Consider the following 14,821-nt stretch of genomic DNA (forward strand, 5'->3'; position numbering starts at 1 on the left):
CTCATGAACGGACCACGCGCCATGACGCGCTCCTCCGGAATCCGGCGCGCGCTCGCCGCCGCCGTGACCACCGCGGCCGCCCTGGCCACGATGCTGACCTCCGCGCCGACCGCGTCGGCCGACGAGTACCGCTGCCCCGCAGGCAGCTTCTGCGTCTTCCGGGACCCCGGCTTCGGCGGCCAGATGAAGATCGTGTCGACCAGCCAGCCCTCCCTGGGCACCTGGAACAACGCGATCTCGTCCTACTTCAACCGCAGCGACAAGTGGGCCATCGTCTACCTGGACGCCGACTACTCGGGGGAGCGCCGGCTGACCGTCGGCCCCCACCAGTACGCCGGTGCCGACCTCGGCCCGGGCTCCTCGTACGGTGCCGACAACGCGATCAGTTCGATCCGGGTCGGGGGCACCCAGTGGGAGGTCGAGACCGGTCAGGCGTGGATCGACTGGGACACCGCCACCACACCCCGCCCCGACGGCCTCCCGGCCCAGTCCCGCTTCGGTGACCTCGACAACGACGGCGTCGCCGACCTGCTCGAACGTGGCGGGGACGGTCGGCTCTGGTTCCTCGACGGCGTACGCGACGCCGAGGGCAGGACCAAGGGCGCCCTGGTCGGCGGCGGCTGGAACGCCATGAACGCGCTCGTCCGCCACGGCGACCACGACGGCGACGGCAACGAGGACGTCTACGCCCGCGACCGAGCCGGTGTGCTGTGGTTCTACCCCGGCAACGGCAAGGGCTGGTTCAAGCCCCGCCTCCGTATCGGCGGCGGCTGGAACGCCATGAAGGAGATCGAGGCGGTCGGCGACATCACCGGTGACGGCCGCCGGGACCTCGTCGCCCGGGACACCGCCGGTGTCCTCTGGACCTACCCCGGCAACGGCCGCGGCCGGTTCGGCTCCCGTACGAAGGTCGGCGGCGGCTGGGGCGTCATGAACGCGCTCGCGGCCCCCGGCGACATGAACCGGGACGGCAGGTCGGACCTGGTCGCCCGCGACGGCTCCCGCGCCCTCTGGCTCTACCCGGGCAACGGCCGGGGCGCCTTCGGCGCCCGCATCAGGCTGCCGTACGCCTGGCCGTCGGGCACCCCGCTCCTCGCCACCGGCGATGTGACCGGCGACGGCCTCGGCGACATCATGCGGACGATCGAGGGTTCGTCGCTGTACGTGTACGAGAACGACGGCGCCGGCGGTCTCGGCGCCCCGACGTTCGAGACGGGGTACGACACCACCGCCCCCTCCGTCCACACCTTCTGATCCGGACGGATCAGTGGCCCGGGGGCTACTTGCCGCCCCGGGCCACGCAGCCCTTCACATGGTCGTCGACCAGCCCGCACGCCTGCATCAACGCATAGGCCGTGGTGGGGCCGATGAAGCGGAGGCCGCGCTTCTTGAGGGCCTTGGAGAGGGCCGTGGACTCGTCGGTGACCGCCGGGACGTCCGCGACCGTACGCGGGACGGGGCGGCCCGCCGGATCGGGGGCGTACGACCAGATCAGGGCGTCGAGTTCGCCCGGGGACCAGTCGGCGAGCAGTTTCGCGTTGGCGAGGGTGGCGTCGATCTTCGCGCGGTTGCGGATGATGCCCTCGTCCACGAGGAGCCGCTCGCGGTCGGCCTCGCCGAAACCGGCCACGGAGGCGATGCGGAAGCCGTCGAACGCGCTCCGGAAGCCCTCACGGCGGCGCAGGATCGTGATCCACGACAGGCCCGACTGGAACGCCTCCAGGCAGAGCCGCTCGAACAGCGCGTCGTCGCCGTGGACCGGGCGGCCCCACTCCTCGTCGTGGTACGCCACGTAGTCCTCGGCCGACAGGCCCCAGGGGCAGCGCAGCCGCCCGTCCGGGCCCGGGACCGCCCCGCCGGCCGTCATGCCCGGCCGTCCTCTTCGTCACCGGCGGCGGCCGCTCCCGCGAGCGCGTCCTCCAGCTCGGCGATCCGCGCGTCCCGCTCGGCGAGTTCGGCGCCGAGGCGGACCAGGACGTCGTCCACGTCCGCCATCCGGTAGCCGCGGACCGCGACGGGGAGCCGGAGCGCCTCGACGTCGGCGCGGTCGACCGGCCGGGCCTCCGGGAGGGGGTCGACGAGCTGCTCGGGCGCCACGTCGGGCAGCACCTCGCTGTCGCCGCCGCCGACCACCGCCAGGGTCACCGCGGCCACGACCACGACCATCGTGATGAGCAGAAACCAGAACACCTGCGTGCCTCTCCCCGGAGTGGAAAACGTCCCGTGCCGATCGTGCCATGCGCCACCGACAGCTAGGGTCGCAGGCGAACGGACACGAGGGAGGACAAAAGGGATGCTGCGCTTGGGACGGCGTGAATTCGGGCCGCACGAGCCGGTGATCATGGCGATCGTGAACCGGACCCCGGACTCCTTCTACGACCAGGGCGCGACCTTCAAGGACGAGCCCGCGCTCACCCGGGTCGAGCAGGCCGTGGCCGAAGGGGCGGCGATCATCGACATCGGCGGGGTGAAGGCGGGCCCCGGCGAGGAGGTGACGGCCGAGGAGGAGGCGCGGCGCACGGTCGGTTTCGTCGCCGAGGTCCGCAGGCGCCACCCCGATGTCGTCATCAGCGTGGACACCTGGCGGGCGGATGTCGGCGAGGCGGTCTGCGAGGCCGGCGCGGACGTCCTGAACGACGCGTGGGGCGGGGTCGACCCCGGCCTCGCCGAGGTCGCCGCGAAGTACGGCGCGGGGCTCGTGTGCACGCACTCGGGTGGCGCCGAGCCGCGGACCCGGCCGCACCGGGTCGAGTACGAGGACGTGATGGCCGACATCCTGCGGGTGACCGTGGGGCTCGCGGAGCGGGCGGTCGCGCTCGGGGTGCGCCGGGACGCGATCATGATCGACCCGGGCCACGACTTCGGGAAGAACACCCGGCACAGTCTGGAGGCGACGCGGCGGCTCGGCGAGATGGCGGAGACGGGGTGGCCGGTGCTGGTTTCCCTCTCCAACAAGGACTTCGTCGGGGAGACCCTGGACCGGCCGGTGAAGGAGCGGGTCCTCGGGACCCTGGCGACCACCGCCGTCTCCGCCTGGCTGGGCGCCCAGGTGTACCGGGTGCACGAGGTCGCCGAGACGCGACAGGTGCTCGACATGGTGGCGTCCATCGCCGGGCACCGGGCACCGGCCGTCGCGCGGCGCGGGCTGGCGTAGCCGGGCGGGCACGCGAAGGGGGCGGGGCAGGGACGGAAGACCGTCGCCGCCCCGCCCCGTGGGCCTCTACTTGCCCGTCTCCTTCGTGACGAGTGCCACCGCTTCCTCCACGTCGTCCGTGACGTGGAAGAGGAGCAGGTCGCGCTCCGAGGCCTTGCCTCCGGCGACGACCGAGTCGCGGAGCCACTCCACGAGGCCCTTCCAGTACTCCGTGCCGAAGAGGACGATCGGGAAGCGGGTGACCTTGCGGGTCTGGACCAGGGTCAGCGCCTCGAAGAGCTCGTCGAGGGTGCCGAGACCGCCGGGCAGGACGACGAAGCCCTGCGCGTACTTCACGAACATCGTCTTGCGGACGAAGAAGTAGCGGAAGTTCACGCCGATGTCGACGTGCTGGTTGAGCCCCTGCTCGAAGGGGAGCTCGATCCCGAGGCCGACCGAGACGCCCTTGGCCTCCCGGGCCCCCTTGTTGGCCGCCTCCATGGCGCCGGGGCCGCCGCCCGTGATGACCGCGAAGCCGGCCTCGACGAGCGCCTTGCCGATCCGTACGCCCGCCTCGTACTCGGGCGAGTCCGGCTTCGTGCGGGCCGAGCCGAAGACGCTGATCGCGCTCGGCAGTTCGGCGAGGGCGCCGAAGCCCTCGACGAACTCGGACTGGATGCGCATGACGCGCCAGGGGTCGGTGTGCACCCATTCCGAGTCGCCCTCGGTGTCGAGCAGCCGCTGGTCCGTGGTGCCCGGCTGGACCTGGTCCCTGCGCCTGAGCACCGGCCCGAGCCGCTGCTCCTCCGGCTTCGTCTCCCCTTCAGGGATACCCATGGCCTGCTCCCTCCGTCGATCCAACGATCTTCTGGTCCGGTCAGCGTAGGACCACAGAGGTGACGAAATGCGAAATTACGGGAGTCGGGACGAGGGAAGTCGGGCGGTCAGGCGGTCAGCCAGTCGCGGAGCCGGGCCTCACAGTGGTGGATCCGGTCGACGGGGACGTGCTCGTCCCGCTTGTGCGCGTAGATGGGGTCGCCGGGGCCGTAGTTGACCGCGGGCACCCCGAGGGCGCTGAAGCGGGCCACGTCGGTCCAGCCGAACTTGGGCTGGGCGCTGCCGCCGACGGCCTTCATGAAGGCCTCCGCCGCCGGGTGGGAGAGGCCGGGCAGGGCGCCGGGGCTCTCGTCGTCGATCACGAACTCGGCGATGTCGCAGTCGGCGAAGAACTCCCGGACGTACGCCAGGGCCTCGGCCGGGGAGCGGTCGGGGGCGTACCGGTAGTTGACCGTGACCGTGCACGCGTCGGGGATGACGTTGGTGGCGACGCCGCCCTGGATCGCGACGGCGTTGAGGCCCTCGTGGTACTCCAGGCCGTCGATGACCGGCTTGCGCGGCTCGTACGCGGCGAGGCGGGCGAGGATCGGCGAGGCGGTGTGGATGGCGTTGGAGCCCATCCAGGAACGCGCGGAGTGGGCCCGCTCGCCCGCGGTGTGCAGGATCACGCGCAGCGTGCCCTGGCAGCCGCCCTCGACCTGGGCGTCGGAGGGCTCCAGGAGGACGGCGAAGTCGCCCTCCAGCCAGTCGGGGTGCGCGTCGGCGATCTTCCCGAGGCCGTTGAGGTGGGCGGCGACCTCCTCGTTGTCGTAGAAGACGAAGGTGAGGTCGCGGTTGGGCTCGGGGACGGTGGCGGCGATCCGCAGCTGGACCGCGACCCCGGACTTCATGTCGGAGGTGCCGCAGCCCCACAGGATGCCGTCCTCGTCGAGCCGCGAGGGCACGTTGTCGGCGATCGGCACGGTGTCGATGTGGCCGGCGAGGACGACCCGCTCGCCGCGGCCGAGCCGGGTGCGGGCGACGACGTTGTTGCCGAACCGGTCGACGGTGAGGTGCGGCAGGGCGCGCAGGGCCTGCTCGATGGCGTCCGCGAGCGGCTGCTCGGTCCCGCTGACGGACGGGAAGTCGACGAGGGCGGCGGTGAGCGCGGCCCCGTCCTGGGACAGGTCGAGGGGCGTGTCGAGCGGGGTGATGTCAGCCATGTGCCGACCCTAACGCGGCCTCCAGTACGGTGGGCCCCGTGTCCGAGCCCACCCGCCCCGCCCGTCGCGGCCGCCTCGCCCGTTCCGCGGCCGCCTTCGCCGCGCTCCTCGGCCTCGCCTCGTACGTGGCCTTCCACCAGATGACGGGGAGTACGGGCACGCCCCGGTGCACTGTGGGTACCGGGGACAACCGGTACGAATTCACTCCTGAGCAGGCGTCGAACGCCGCGACGATCTCCGCCGTAGGCACCACCCGGGGCCTGCCGGAGCGGGCGGTGACCATCGCGCTCGCGACGGCGCTCCAGGAGTCGGCGCTGCGGAACATCCAGCACGGCGACCGGGACTCGCTCGGCCTCTTCCAGCAGCGGCCCTCGATGGGCTGGGGCACGCCGGCGCAGATCATGGACCCGGTGTACTCGTCGGGGAAGTTCTACGAAGGCCTGGAGAAGGTCCGCGGGTATTCGCGGCTGCCGCTGACGGTGGCGGCGCAGAAGGTGCAGAAGAGCGGTTTCCCGCAGGCGTACGCGAAGCACGAGCCGGACGCCACGCTCCTCTCGGCCGCACTGACGGGCCGCTCTCCGGCCGCCCTCTCCTGTACGTCGAGCGACGCCGAGGGCCGGCCGGGCGATCCCGAGCAGGTCCGCGCGGAGCTGGTGCGCGCCTTCGGCGAGAAGGCGGCGCCGAAGGCGGTGACGGGCGGCCCGAGCGCGGGCCGGTCGGCGGCCGAGCCGCCGGTGCTCGTGGTGCCGGTGCGGGCGACCGGCGGGTCGGGGACGGCGACGGGCGCCGGGCCGGCCGAGCGGCGCGGCTGGGAGCTGGCGCAGTGGGCCGTGGCGCGGGCGGACACGCTGCGCATCACGGAGGTCGCGTACGGGGACCGGGTGTGGCGCGCGGGCGAGGCCGGCGGTGGCTGGTCGAAGGTCTCGGGGGCGGCTGCCGCGGGCGCCGGAAGCGTCCGCATGCGACTCGCTCAGTAACCGTTCGGAAGCCTGTGACCGTTCGGCAGTCGGTCGACGACCGATCGACGCCGATCCACTACCGGCCGACGACCGATCGACGCCGGTCCACTACCGGCCGACGACCGATCGACTGTCGGTCGACTGCCGATCACCGGCCGATCACAGACCGATCACCCGTACGGCAATTCACCCGCCCGTGGCATGACACCGGTCCCCGCCCCAAGAAATTCGCGACCCTTCCGCGCCGCCTTTTCCGCAGTGCGCCCCGCACTCCCAATCCCCTTGCGGGGCAAGGGAAGTGACGGTTCGGCAGCTGCCCGCGCAATGACACGTTCGTCCATTTTCCTCCCCACCCGACAATACGACGCATTACCAAGTCTTTACCTTAGACCGCCGCAACCTCTCCCTCCCCAGGGCCGGTTGTCACTGCGTCCGAACACCACCTCGCACCTCGTCGAAGGAGCACCATGACCCTCCCCCTGACCCGTCGGATCGCCCGCGCCGCCCTCATCATCGCGGCCGGAGCAGCCCCCGTGGTCGGTGCGGCCGGCTCCGCGAGCGCCCTGGACCACAGCATCGCGCCGACCGGCAACCTCGGCGGCCTCACCGCCCTGGACGCCGCCGGTGCGGGCACCGCCGTCGACAGCGCCTCGCAGACGGCCACCGGCGTCGTCGGCGCCACCGGCAGCCAGGCCGTCGGCACGGCCGTCCCCGCCGCCGGCAAGAGCCTCGGCGCGGCGGGCAAGACCGCCACCCCGGCCGCCCAGAAGGTCGCCGGGGACACCGCCGGCAGCGCGGGCGAGGTCGTCGGCAAGACGGCCGGCGCCGCCGCGGAGAGCGCGGAGGGCCCGACCGGCGGCGCCCTGGGCGGCGGCCTCGGCGGCCTGCCGACCGGCCAGACGCTCGGCGGTCTGCCGCTCGGCGGCTGACCCGACCGGGAAACCCTCATGCGGAAGGGCCCGGGGAGCATCCGCTCCCCGGGCCCTTCCGCATGTCGTGGACGGTCAGCCGAGCCGCTTGACCGCCGCGTCGACGCGCTCGTCCGTCGCCGTGAACGCGACCCGCACGAACCGCTCCCCCGCCTCGCCGTAGAAGTCGCCCGGCGCGACCAGGACGCCCTTCTGCGCCAGGTAGGCCACGGTCTCCCAGCACGGCTCGTCCCGGGTCGCCCACAGGTACAGGCTCGCCTCGCTGTGCTCGATCCGGAAGCCGTGCGCCTCCAGGGCCGCCCGCAGCGCCGCCCGGCGGGCCGCGTACCGCTCCCGCTGCTCGGCCACGTGCGCGTCGTCGCCGAGCGCCGCGACCGTCGCCGCCTGCACCGGCGCCGCGGTCATCATGCCGCCGTGCTTGCGGATCTGGAGCAGCTCACCGAGCACGGCCGCGTCGCCCGCGATGAACGCGGCCCGGTAGCCGGCCAGGTTGGAGCGCTTGGACAGCGAGTGGACGGCGACGATGCCCTCGTACGAACCGCCGCAGACGTCCGGGTGCAGGACGGAGACCGGGTCGGCCTCCCAGCCCAGCTCCAGGTAGCACTCGTCGGAGAAGACGAGGACGCCGTGCTCGCGCGCCCAGGCCACGATCCGGGTCAGCTCGTCCTTGGAGAGGACCTTGCCGGTCGGGTTGGACGGGGAGTTGAGCCAGAGCAGCTTGAGCCCGGCCGGGTCGAGCTCCGTCGGGTCGTCGTAGACGACGGGCGTCGCGCCGCAGAGCCGCGCGCCGACCTCGTACGTCGGGTACGCGAGGCGCGGGTACGCGACCGTGTCGCCCGCGCCGAGACCCAGCTGCGTCGGCAGCCACGCCACCAGCTCCTTGGAGCCCACCACCGGCAGCACGTTCTCGTGGGCGAAGTCCACCGCGCCCAGGCGCCGCCCGCACCAGCCGGTGAGCGCGTCCCGCAGCTCCTTCGTGCCCCACACCGTGGGATAGCCCGGCGAGTCCGCCGCCGCGACCAGGGCCTCCTGGATCAGCGCGGGGACCGGGTCGACGGGCGTGCCGACCGAGAGGTCCACGATCCCGTCCGGGTGCGCCATGGCCGTCTTCTTGTACGGCTCCAGCTTGTCCCAGGGGAAGACGGGCAGGCGCGAAGAGACTGCGCTCACGGGTTGGCTCTCACTTCCTGTACGTACGCGGGGGAGGCGTCGGGAAACGCCTCGGTCCCGCACGGCGGCCGACGCCGTACGGGACCGGATACGACCAGATGCGGTCGATCAGCCGTTCTGCGGCGGCAGGGCGGCGATGAAGGGGTGGTCACGCTCGATCTCGCCGAGCTTGGAGGCACCACCGGGCGAACCGAGCTCGTCGAAGAACTCGACGTTCGCCTTGTAGTAGTCCTTCCACTCCTCCGGGGTGTCGTCCTCGTAGAAGATCGCCTCCACCGGGCAGACCGGCTCACAGGCCCCGCAGTCGACGCATTCGTCCGGGTGGATGTACAAGGACCGCTTGCCCTCGTAGATGCAGTCGACGGGGCACTCCTCGATGCACGCCTTGTCCTTCACGTCGACACAAGGCTGCGCGATGACGTAGGTCACGCTGTCGTTCCTCCTCGATAGGGCTGGTCTGCGCGGGAGCGCGGCGTCGTCGATGCCCGCACCTAGTATCTCCGTTCTTGGGGGCGATCCGAACAGGAGGGGCGGAGAAGCTGTGGAATTCACCGGCGGAGGGCGCCTTGAGGTCCGAATTACCGGCGCTGACGTGGGAAAACGTGTCTCCGTTCGGTACGTGACGGAGTCGCCCGCAGCGGGGGGCAGGTTCACCGACGCGGTCGGAGTTCTCACATCATGGGACAACTCTGTGCTGCTGATCACACGAAAGAGCGGCGAGAGCGTCCGGATCGCGGAATCCACGCTGGTCGCGGGGAAGGTCGTCCCGCCCGCCCCGGCCCGCCGGCGCGGCCCCTCCGCCACCTTCCCCGAGCTGGCCCGGGCCACCGCGCGCGCGTGGCAGCCGGTCGAGAGCGAGACGCTCGGCGAGTGGACCCTGCGGGCCTCCGACGGATTCACCCGCCGCGCCAACTCCGTGCTCCCGCTCGGCGATCCGGGGCTGCCGATCGCCGACGCCCTGACGCACGTACGCGCGTGGTACGAGGCCAGGAAGCTTCCCGCGTACGTGCAGACCGCCACCGGGGCCGAGGGCACCCAGGAGCTGCTCTGCGCGGCCCTGGACCGGCACGGCTGGCGGCGCGAGGTCTCCGCCGAGGTGCGGATCGCGGCGCTCGCCCCGATCGGCGACCTGGACGCGGACGTCTCCGCCGTACGCCTCTCCCGGACCGTCGACGAGACGTGGCTGCGCCGCTACCAGCGCTTCGGCGAGCCGAGCCCGGCGGTACGGTCGGTGCTCACGTCCGGGCCGAGTGTGTGGTTCGCGTCCGTGGCGGGCACGGGAGAGGTACCGGCGGCGATCGGGCGGTGCGTCGTCGACGGACGCTGGGCCGGCTTCATGGCCGTCGAGGTCGACCCGGAGCAGCGGCGCCGCGGCCTCGCGACGTCCGTCATGACCGCGCTCGCCCGGCAGGCCCTCGACGAGGGCGCGTCGGCGGCCTGGCTCCAGGTGGAGGCGGACAACGACGGCGCGCGGGCGCTGTACGACGGGATGGGCTTCGCGCCGCATCACCACTACCACCACTACCGATGGGCGGAGGCGTGACGAAGGCGTGACGGAGGACGTACCACCACCGGACGGACCGGGAGACGGACCGGGGCACGGGTCGGAAGACGGACCTGGAGACGGACCGGGACACAGGCCGGGAGACGGCTCGAAGGACCGGCCGGAGGACGAGCCGGAGGGCCGACCGGCCGGTCGGAGGCCGGACGATCGGAGGCCGGACGATCGGGAAGGCGACGGGCCGGAGGGGGACGGGCCCGGGGGCATCGGGCCAGGGGGCTCCTTCGAGGCGGCCAGCCCGCCCGACTGGCGCCGCGAGTTCGCCGAGGAGGCGCGGTCGGAGCGGCCCGACCTCGCCCGGCTCTGCCTGCTGATCGGAGCGGTGGCCGACCCCACCGTCACCCGGCACGCCATGGACGAGGCCGAGATCGAACTCGACCGCCTCGCCGGGCTCGTCCCGTACGCCACCCGGATCACCGGCGACTGGGCCACCGCGCTCGCCGAGCTCCTCGGCCGTCACCAGGGCTTCGAGGGCGTGCCCGCCGACTACCAGCGCCTGGAGTCCTCGCTCCTTCACGAGGTGCTCCGGCGCCGCCGGGGCCTGCCGATCCTCCTCTCCGTCGTCTGGATGGAGGTCGCACGGCGGGCCGGGGCCCCCGTGTACGGGCTCGGGCTGCCCGGCCACTTCGTCGTCGGCTTCGGCGACCCGGCCGACCTCGACCTCGCCGACCCCTTCGCGGGCGGCCGCGCCATGACCGGCACCGACGCGGAGCTCCTGGTCACGAGCGCGACGGGCGAGGCACTCGACCGCTCGATGCTCCGGCCCGCCGAGCCCGGCGCCATCGTGCTGCGGGTCCTCAACAACATCCGCGCCTGGGCGGCCCCCCGCCCGGAACGCTCCGACGTCGCCCTGTGGGCGGTGGAACTCTCCCTGCTGCTCCCCTCGCACCCGGCGAGACTCCGCTACGAACGCGCCGAGCTGCTCGTCCAGCGCGGGGCGTTCCTGACGGGGGCGACGGAGATGGAGGCGTACGCGCAGATCATGGACGCGGTCGACCCGGACTCGGCGACGACGATCCGCCGCCGCGCCCAGGCGGCGCGGGCGCGGCTGAACTGAGCCACGCCACCCGGTCTCCCCTCGGTGCCCGATCGTCGACTCAGGCCTCGATGGTGTTCCCCTCCCGGGGCAGTGCGCTGCCGGTGCAGATGTAGTCCGAGCAGCCGGCCGGCGCGGGGCCCGATGGCTGCGGGGAGACCGCCCAAGTCGCCTCCCCCGCATACCCCTTAGACTCCCCTGGCGTTCTCGGGGGAGGGTGACGACAGCATGCAGCCATGGGGGCCGAACGACCCGTCGCAGGTGGGGCCGTTCCGTACGGTCGCGGTGCTCGGGCAGGGCGGGATGGGCCGGGTCCTGCTCGGGATGGCGGCCAACGGGCAGCTCGTCGCCGTCAAGCAGGTGCACGCCGATCTGGCCGACGACGCCGGGTTCCGGTCGCGGTTCCGGCGGGAGGTCGACGCCTCACGCCGGGTGTCCGGCGCCTACACGGCACCGGTCGTCGAGGCCGATCCGGACGCGGAGACGCCCTGGCTGGCCTCGCTGTTCCTGCCGGGGCCCTCGCTGAGCGAGGCGGTGGCGGCGACGGGCGTCCTGCCCGAGGAGGCCGTACGGCGCCTTGGCGCCGGTCTCGCGCAGGCCCTCGCCGACATCCACCGGGCCGGGCTCGTCCACCGCGACCTCAAGCCGTCGAACGTGCTGCTCACCGACGACGGCGTCCGCGTCATCGACTTCGGCATCGCACGCGCCGCCGACCAGGTGACCAAGCTGACCCACACGGGCGCGCTCATCGGCTCCCCCGCGTTCATGGCACCCGAGCAGGTCCGGGGCGAGGCCCCGACCCCCGCCGCCGACGTGTTCGCGCTCGGCGCCACCCTGGTCGTGGCCTGTACCGGAAGCACACCGTTCAACGGCGGTTCGGTCCCGGCGCTCATGCACAGCATCGCCCACACCGACCCTGTCCTCGACGGAGTCCCGCCGGGCCTGCGCGGGATCGTCGAGGCCTGCCTCGCCAAGGAACCCGGCCTGCGCCCCTCGCCGCAGGACCTGCTCGCCCTGATCGGCCCGGTGGCCCCGCTGCGGCGGCCCTGGCCGGAGGGCGTACAGCGGCGGATCGCCGACCAGGCGGCGGAGATCGAGCGCTTGGTGAGCACGATTCCGCCGGACCCGCTCCCGGCCGCTCCGCCGGACTCCTCCGCCGGCTCTTCCGCACCCGCACCCGTGCCCATGCCCCGGCGCCGTCGCCGGTGGATCGCCGCCGCCGTGACCGCCGGGGTCCTCTCCGTCACCGGGGCGGTGTTCGCCGCGACGGGCTGGGCGGCGGAGGTGTACTACTCGATCGTGCCGGAACCCGTACCGACGCCGGGGAACGTGCCGCTGAGCCAGGTCGCCGACAAGTACACGGGCACGCTCCCGAGCTGCCGGGACATGACCGCGACGTTCAAGGTGCCGGACGGGTTCACCCCGACGCCGGTCAAGGACGGCGGGCCGCCCACGACCGCCTCCGACGGCAAGATGTCGAACCAGTGCACCTGGAGCACCCGGTCCGGCGACCAGATCGTCGTCGTCTGGGACCTCTTCCGGGGGAAGGCGGGCGGTCCCACCGGCGCCGAGACGGCGAAGGAGAGGCACGAGGAGTTCTACAACCGTGGCTCCACCGAACGCGTCTTCACCCTCGGCTACGTGGAGGAGGCGCTCTGGTACAAGCCCGACGGCAACCGCTGCGTGCTGTACGCCCGGGACGTCAACCTCGACCTCTTCGCCCTGGTGAAGGGCCCCCACTATCCCGTGGGCACGTGTGAGGCGCTCACCGAGGCCGCCGCGCAGCAGGCCGTCGCGGTGACGGCGTCGAAGACGGCCGCGAAGACGGGGGCGGCCCGGTGACCCGACCCCTGGGACCCTCCGATCCGCGCGCGGCCGGCCCGTACCGGCTGCTCGCCGAACTCGGCCGCGGCGGCATGGGGCGCGTCTTCCTCGGCGCCGCGCCGGACGGGCGGCTCGCCGCCGTGAAGCAGGTGCACGCGCGGCTCGCCGCCGACGAGGGCTTCCGCGCCCGGTTCCGGCGCGAGGTGGAGGCCTCGCGGAAGGTGTCCGGCGCGTGCACGGCGGCCGTCATGGACGCCGACACCGAGGCCGCCACGCCCTGGCTCGCCTCCGTCTTCGTCGCCGGGCCGTCGCTCGGCGCGGCGGTGGAACGGTCCGGCACGCTGCCCGTCGAGACGGTACGACGGCTCGCCGTGCAGCTGGCGACGGCGCTGGAGGAGATCCACCGGGGCGGGCTGATCCACCGCGACCTGAAGCCCGAGAACGTGCTGCTCGCGGAGGACGGGGCCCGGGTCATCGACTTCGGGATCGCGAGGGCGGCCGAGGCGGGGGCGGGCGCGGGAGCCGGGCACCTCACCGAGCTGACGGGGACGGGGCTGGTCGTCGGCTCGCCGGCGTTCATGTCGCCCGAGCAGGCCGAGGGGAAGGAACTCACCCCGGCGAGCGACGTGTTCTCGCTCGGCTCGGTCCTGGCCCTGGCCTCGACCGGGGCGAGCCCCTTCGCCGGACCGTCGACCTTCCTGGCCCTCTACAACGTCGTCCACACCGAGCCGGATCTCGCCTCCGTGCCGCCCGAACTGCGCGCTGTGGTGACGTGGTGCCTGGCCAAGGACCCGGCGGCCCGCCCGACCCCGGCTCAGCTCCTCGCGGCGCTGGGCGCGGCGGCGCCGGTGGTGCGGCAGTGGCCGCCGGCGGTGCACGCGGCGATCGCGGAACAGCAGCGGGGCATCGACCGACTGATCGCCGGCGGGGAGGTGGGTGACCACGAGCGGACGGTGGTCCTGCCGCCGGGCGGCGGCGCGGGCCCGACGGCCGTGGCCACGCGGATGGCGGTGGGGGTCACCGAGCCGGCCGCTGCCCCGCCCCCTCGCCCCCGCCGGACCGGCCGGTTCGTCGCCGCCGGGGTCGCCCTGGCCGTGCTCGGCGCCGGAGCGTGGTGGTACCAGGCGGACGGCGGGCTGGGCTCCGGGCCGCCGGACCTGTACGTCACGATGCCGATCTGCTCGGAGACGGCCGCGGAACTCCCGGTACCGGGAGAACGACGACCGGACCAGGACAGCTACTCCGACTACTCGGACAGAGCCGAGACCAGCTGCTCCTGGAACGACAAGGACGAGCCGCAGTCCGACGGCTGGAACTTCTACGCGCACGCGATGGTCCGCTGGGACCTGCGCCGCAGCGCGGGCACGGACGAGAACGGCACGCGCCGCCAGGAGCAGGACTTCGCCGAGGACGCGGAGGGCGAACGCCCGGAAACCGGCCTCGCCTTCGCGGACGAGGCCTTCTGGGACGGCCCGAGCGACGCTCAGACGACGTGCACGCTGTACGTCCGCAAGGGAAACCTGGTGGTGTTCGTGTCCCTGGGCGGCGAGCGCCACCCGGCGGAGACCTGCGAGCAGGAGGCGAAGAAGATCGCGGAGGCTGCGGTGGCGGCGATGCCGAGCGCGTCCTGAGGAGGGCGCGGGCGGGGCGGAGCGACGGGGCAGGGGCGGCGGCGGGGCCGGTTACGGACGACCGGCGTCGCCCGCGCGAGGCCCGTTCACGACGAGGGCGATCAGCAGGACGAAGGCGACGAGGGCCGTGAACGTGCGCGCGAGGTTGAAGAGCTCCCAGCGGTGCAGGATCTCCGCGTGGTCGGCCGGGGCGGAGGTGGCGGCCCACTGCTTGATCCTGCCGTTGATCGGCACGTTGCCGAACCGGGTGATCAGGAAGGACGCCAGAGCCAGCAGCCCCGCGACGCCGGCCACCAGCCGCGCGCGGCCCCGGGTGAGGGCGGCCAGTGTCAGGGAGCTGAGAATCGACAGCGCCATCGCCGTCTGCATGGTGATGCCGTTCATCGTCATCAGCCGGGTGTGGAAGTCCAGCCGCATGTCGAGGGGCACGGCACGGAAGGTCGGAACGAGGTTGGCCGCGCCGTATCCGAACGCTCCGGTGAGCAGCCCGGTGGAGAGCAGCGCCACGCCCTGGGCCATCCGTACCCGCACGGGCGCCG

General features: G+C 73.2%; 15 protein-coding genes. 8 read left to right on the plus strand and 7 right to left on the minus strand.

All coding sequences use genetic code 11. The features are described from left to right. The first annotated feature begins 3 nt into the window (after window positions 1-3). Window positions 4-1,254, plus strand: coding sequence for an FG-GAP-like repeat-containing protein (locus OG259_RS14950; RefSeq protein WP_328942715.1), 1,251 nt, complete (start codon window positions 4-6; stop codon window positions 1,252-1,254). A 25-nt stretch (window positions 1,255-1,279) separates the two neighbouring features. On the opposite strand, the gene OG259_RS14955 is transcribed toward OG259_RS14950, so the two are convergent. Both OG259_RS14955 and OG259_RS14960 read right to left on the minus strand, forming a co-directional pair. Beyond that, entirely contained in the window at window positions 1,280-1,867 is a 588-nt protein-coding gene (locus tag OG259_RS14955; protein ID WP_328942716.1) for a DNA-3-methyladenine glycosylase I, read from the minus strand. After that, a complete protein-coding gene (locus OG259_RS14960) occupies window positions 1,864-2,190 on the minus strand; it encodes a hypothetical protein (protein ID WP_266896267.1) in 327 nt (108 codons plus the stop codon). The genes OG259_RS14955 and OG259_RS14960 overlap by 4 nt, the downstream gene beginning before the upstream one ends. Window positions 2,191-2,293: 103 nt before the next feature. On the opposite strand from OG259_RS14960, the gene folP reads away from it, so the two are divergent. After that, window positions 2,294-3,154, plus strand: coding sequence for a dihydropteroate synthase (folP, locus tag OG259_RS14965; RefSeq protein ID WP_328942717.1), 861 nt, complete (start codon window positions 2,294-2,296; stop codon window positions 3,152-3,154). 66 nt (window positions 3,155-3,220) lie between these two features. Here the strand turns inward: folP and OG259_RS14970 are convergent, their stop codons facing one another. Further along, entirely contained in the window at window positions 3,221-3,970 is a 750-nt protein-coding gene (locus tag OG259_RS14970) for a TIGR00730 family Rossman fold protein (protein WP_328942718.1), read from the minus strand. 107 nt (window positions 3,971-4,077) lie between these two features. Further along, window positions 4,078-5,172, minus strand: a complete 1,095-nt coding sequence (gene dapE, locus OG259_RS14975) for a succinyl-diaminopimelate desuccinylase (RefSeq protein WP_328942719.1) — start codon at window positions 5,170-5,172, stop codon at window positions 4,078-4,080. 29 nt (window positions 5,173-5,201) lie between these two features. Between dapE and OG259_RS14980 the strand changes: the two genes are divergently transcribed. After that, window positions 5,202-6,149, plus strand: coding sequence for a hypothetical protein (locus tag OG259_RS14980; RefSeq protein ID WP_328942720.1), 948 nt, complete (start codon window positions 5,202-5,204; stop codon window positions 6,147-6,149). Between the two features lie 449 nt (window positions 6,150-6,598). Continuing rightward, window positions 6,599-7,060 carry an ATP-binding protein gene (locus OG259_RS14985; RefSeq protein ID WP_328942721.1) on the plus strand — a complete coding sequence of 154 codons (462 nt, stop codon included), beginning with the start codon at window positions 6,599-6,601 and terminating at the stop codon, window positions 7,058-7,060. Window positions 7,061-7,135: 75 nt separating this feature from the next. Here the strand turns inward: OG259_RS14985 and OG259_RS14990 are convergent, their stop codons facing one another. Beyond that, complete coding sequence (locus tag OG259_RS14990) at window positions 7,136-8,230, minus strand: bifunctional succinyldiaminopimelate transaminase/glutamate-prephenate aminotransferase (RefSeq protein WP_328942722.1); 1,095 nt, start codon at window positions 8,228-8,230, stop codon at window positions 7,136-7,138. 108 nt (window positions 8,231-8,338) lie between these two features. After that, window positions 8,339-8,659 (minus strand): ferredoxin, encoded by a 321-nt coding sequence (gene fdxA / locus OG259_RS14995; protein WP_015035968.1) that lies wholly within the window; start codon window positions 8,657-8,659, stop codon window positions 8,339-8,341. Window positions 8,660-8,771: 112 nt separating this feature from the next. Here fdxA and OG259_RS15000 point away from each other — a divergent pair, with 112 nt between their 5' ends. The 4 genes from OG259_RS15000 to OG259_RS15015 all read left to right on the plus strand — a co-directional run bounded on the left by OG259_RS15000 (window position 8,772) and on the right by OG259_RS15015 (window position 14,282). Then, window positions 8,772-9,773 (plus strand): GNAT family N-acetyltransferase, encoded by a 1,002-nt coding sequence (locus OG259_RS15000; protein ID WP_328942723.1) that lies wholly within the window; start codon window positions 8,772-8,774, stop codon window positions 9,771-9,773. A 223-nt stretch (window positions 9,774-9,996) separates the two neighbouring features. Beyond that, on the plus strand, window positions 9,997-10,848 hold the full coding sequence (locus OG259_RS15005) for a transglutaminase-like domain-containing protein (protein ID WP_328947092.1): 852 nt from the start codon (window positions 9,997-9,999) through the stop codon (window positions 10,846-10,848). 207 nt (window positions 10,849-11,055) lie between these two features. Further along, entirely contained in the window at window positions 11,056-12,669 is a 1,614-nt protein-coding gene (locus OG259_RS15010) for a serine/threonine-protein kinase (protein ID WP_328942724.1), read from the plus strand. Further along, window positions 12,666-14,282, plus strand: a complete 1,617-nt coding sequence (locus OG259_RS15015) for a serine/threonine-protein kinase (protein ID WP_328942725.1) — start codon at window positions 12,666-12,668, stop codon at window positions 14,280-14,282. The genes OG259_RS15010 and OG259_RS15015 overlap by 4 nt, the downstream gene beginning before the upstream one ends. Before the next feature lie 51 nt (window positions 14,283-14,333). On the opposite strand, the gene OG259_RS15020 is transcribed toward OG259_RS15015, so the two are convergent. Then, window positions 14,334-14,813, minus strand: a complete 480-nt coding sequence (locus tag OG259_RS15020) for a DUF1772 domain-containing protein (RefSeq protein WP_328942726.1) — start codon at window positions 14,811-14,813, stop codon at window positions 14,334-14,336. Window positions 14,814-14,821: the final 8 nt, after the last annotated feature.

This window comes from Streptomyces sp. NBC_00250, from assembly GCF_036192275.1.
Taxonomy (GTDB): Bacteria; Actinomycetota; Actinomycetes; order Streptomycetales; family Streptomycetaceae; genus Streptomyces.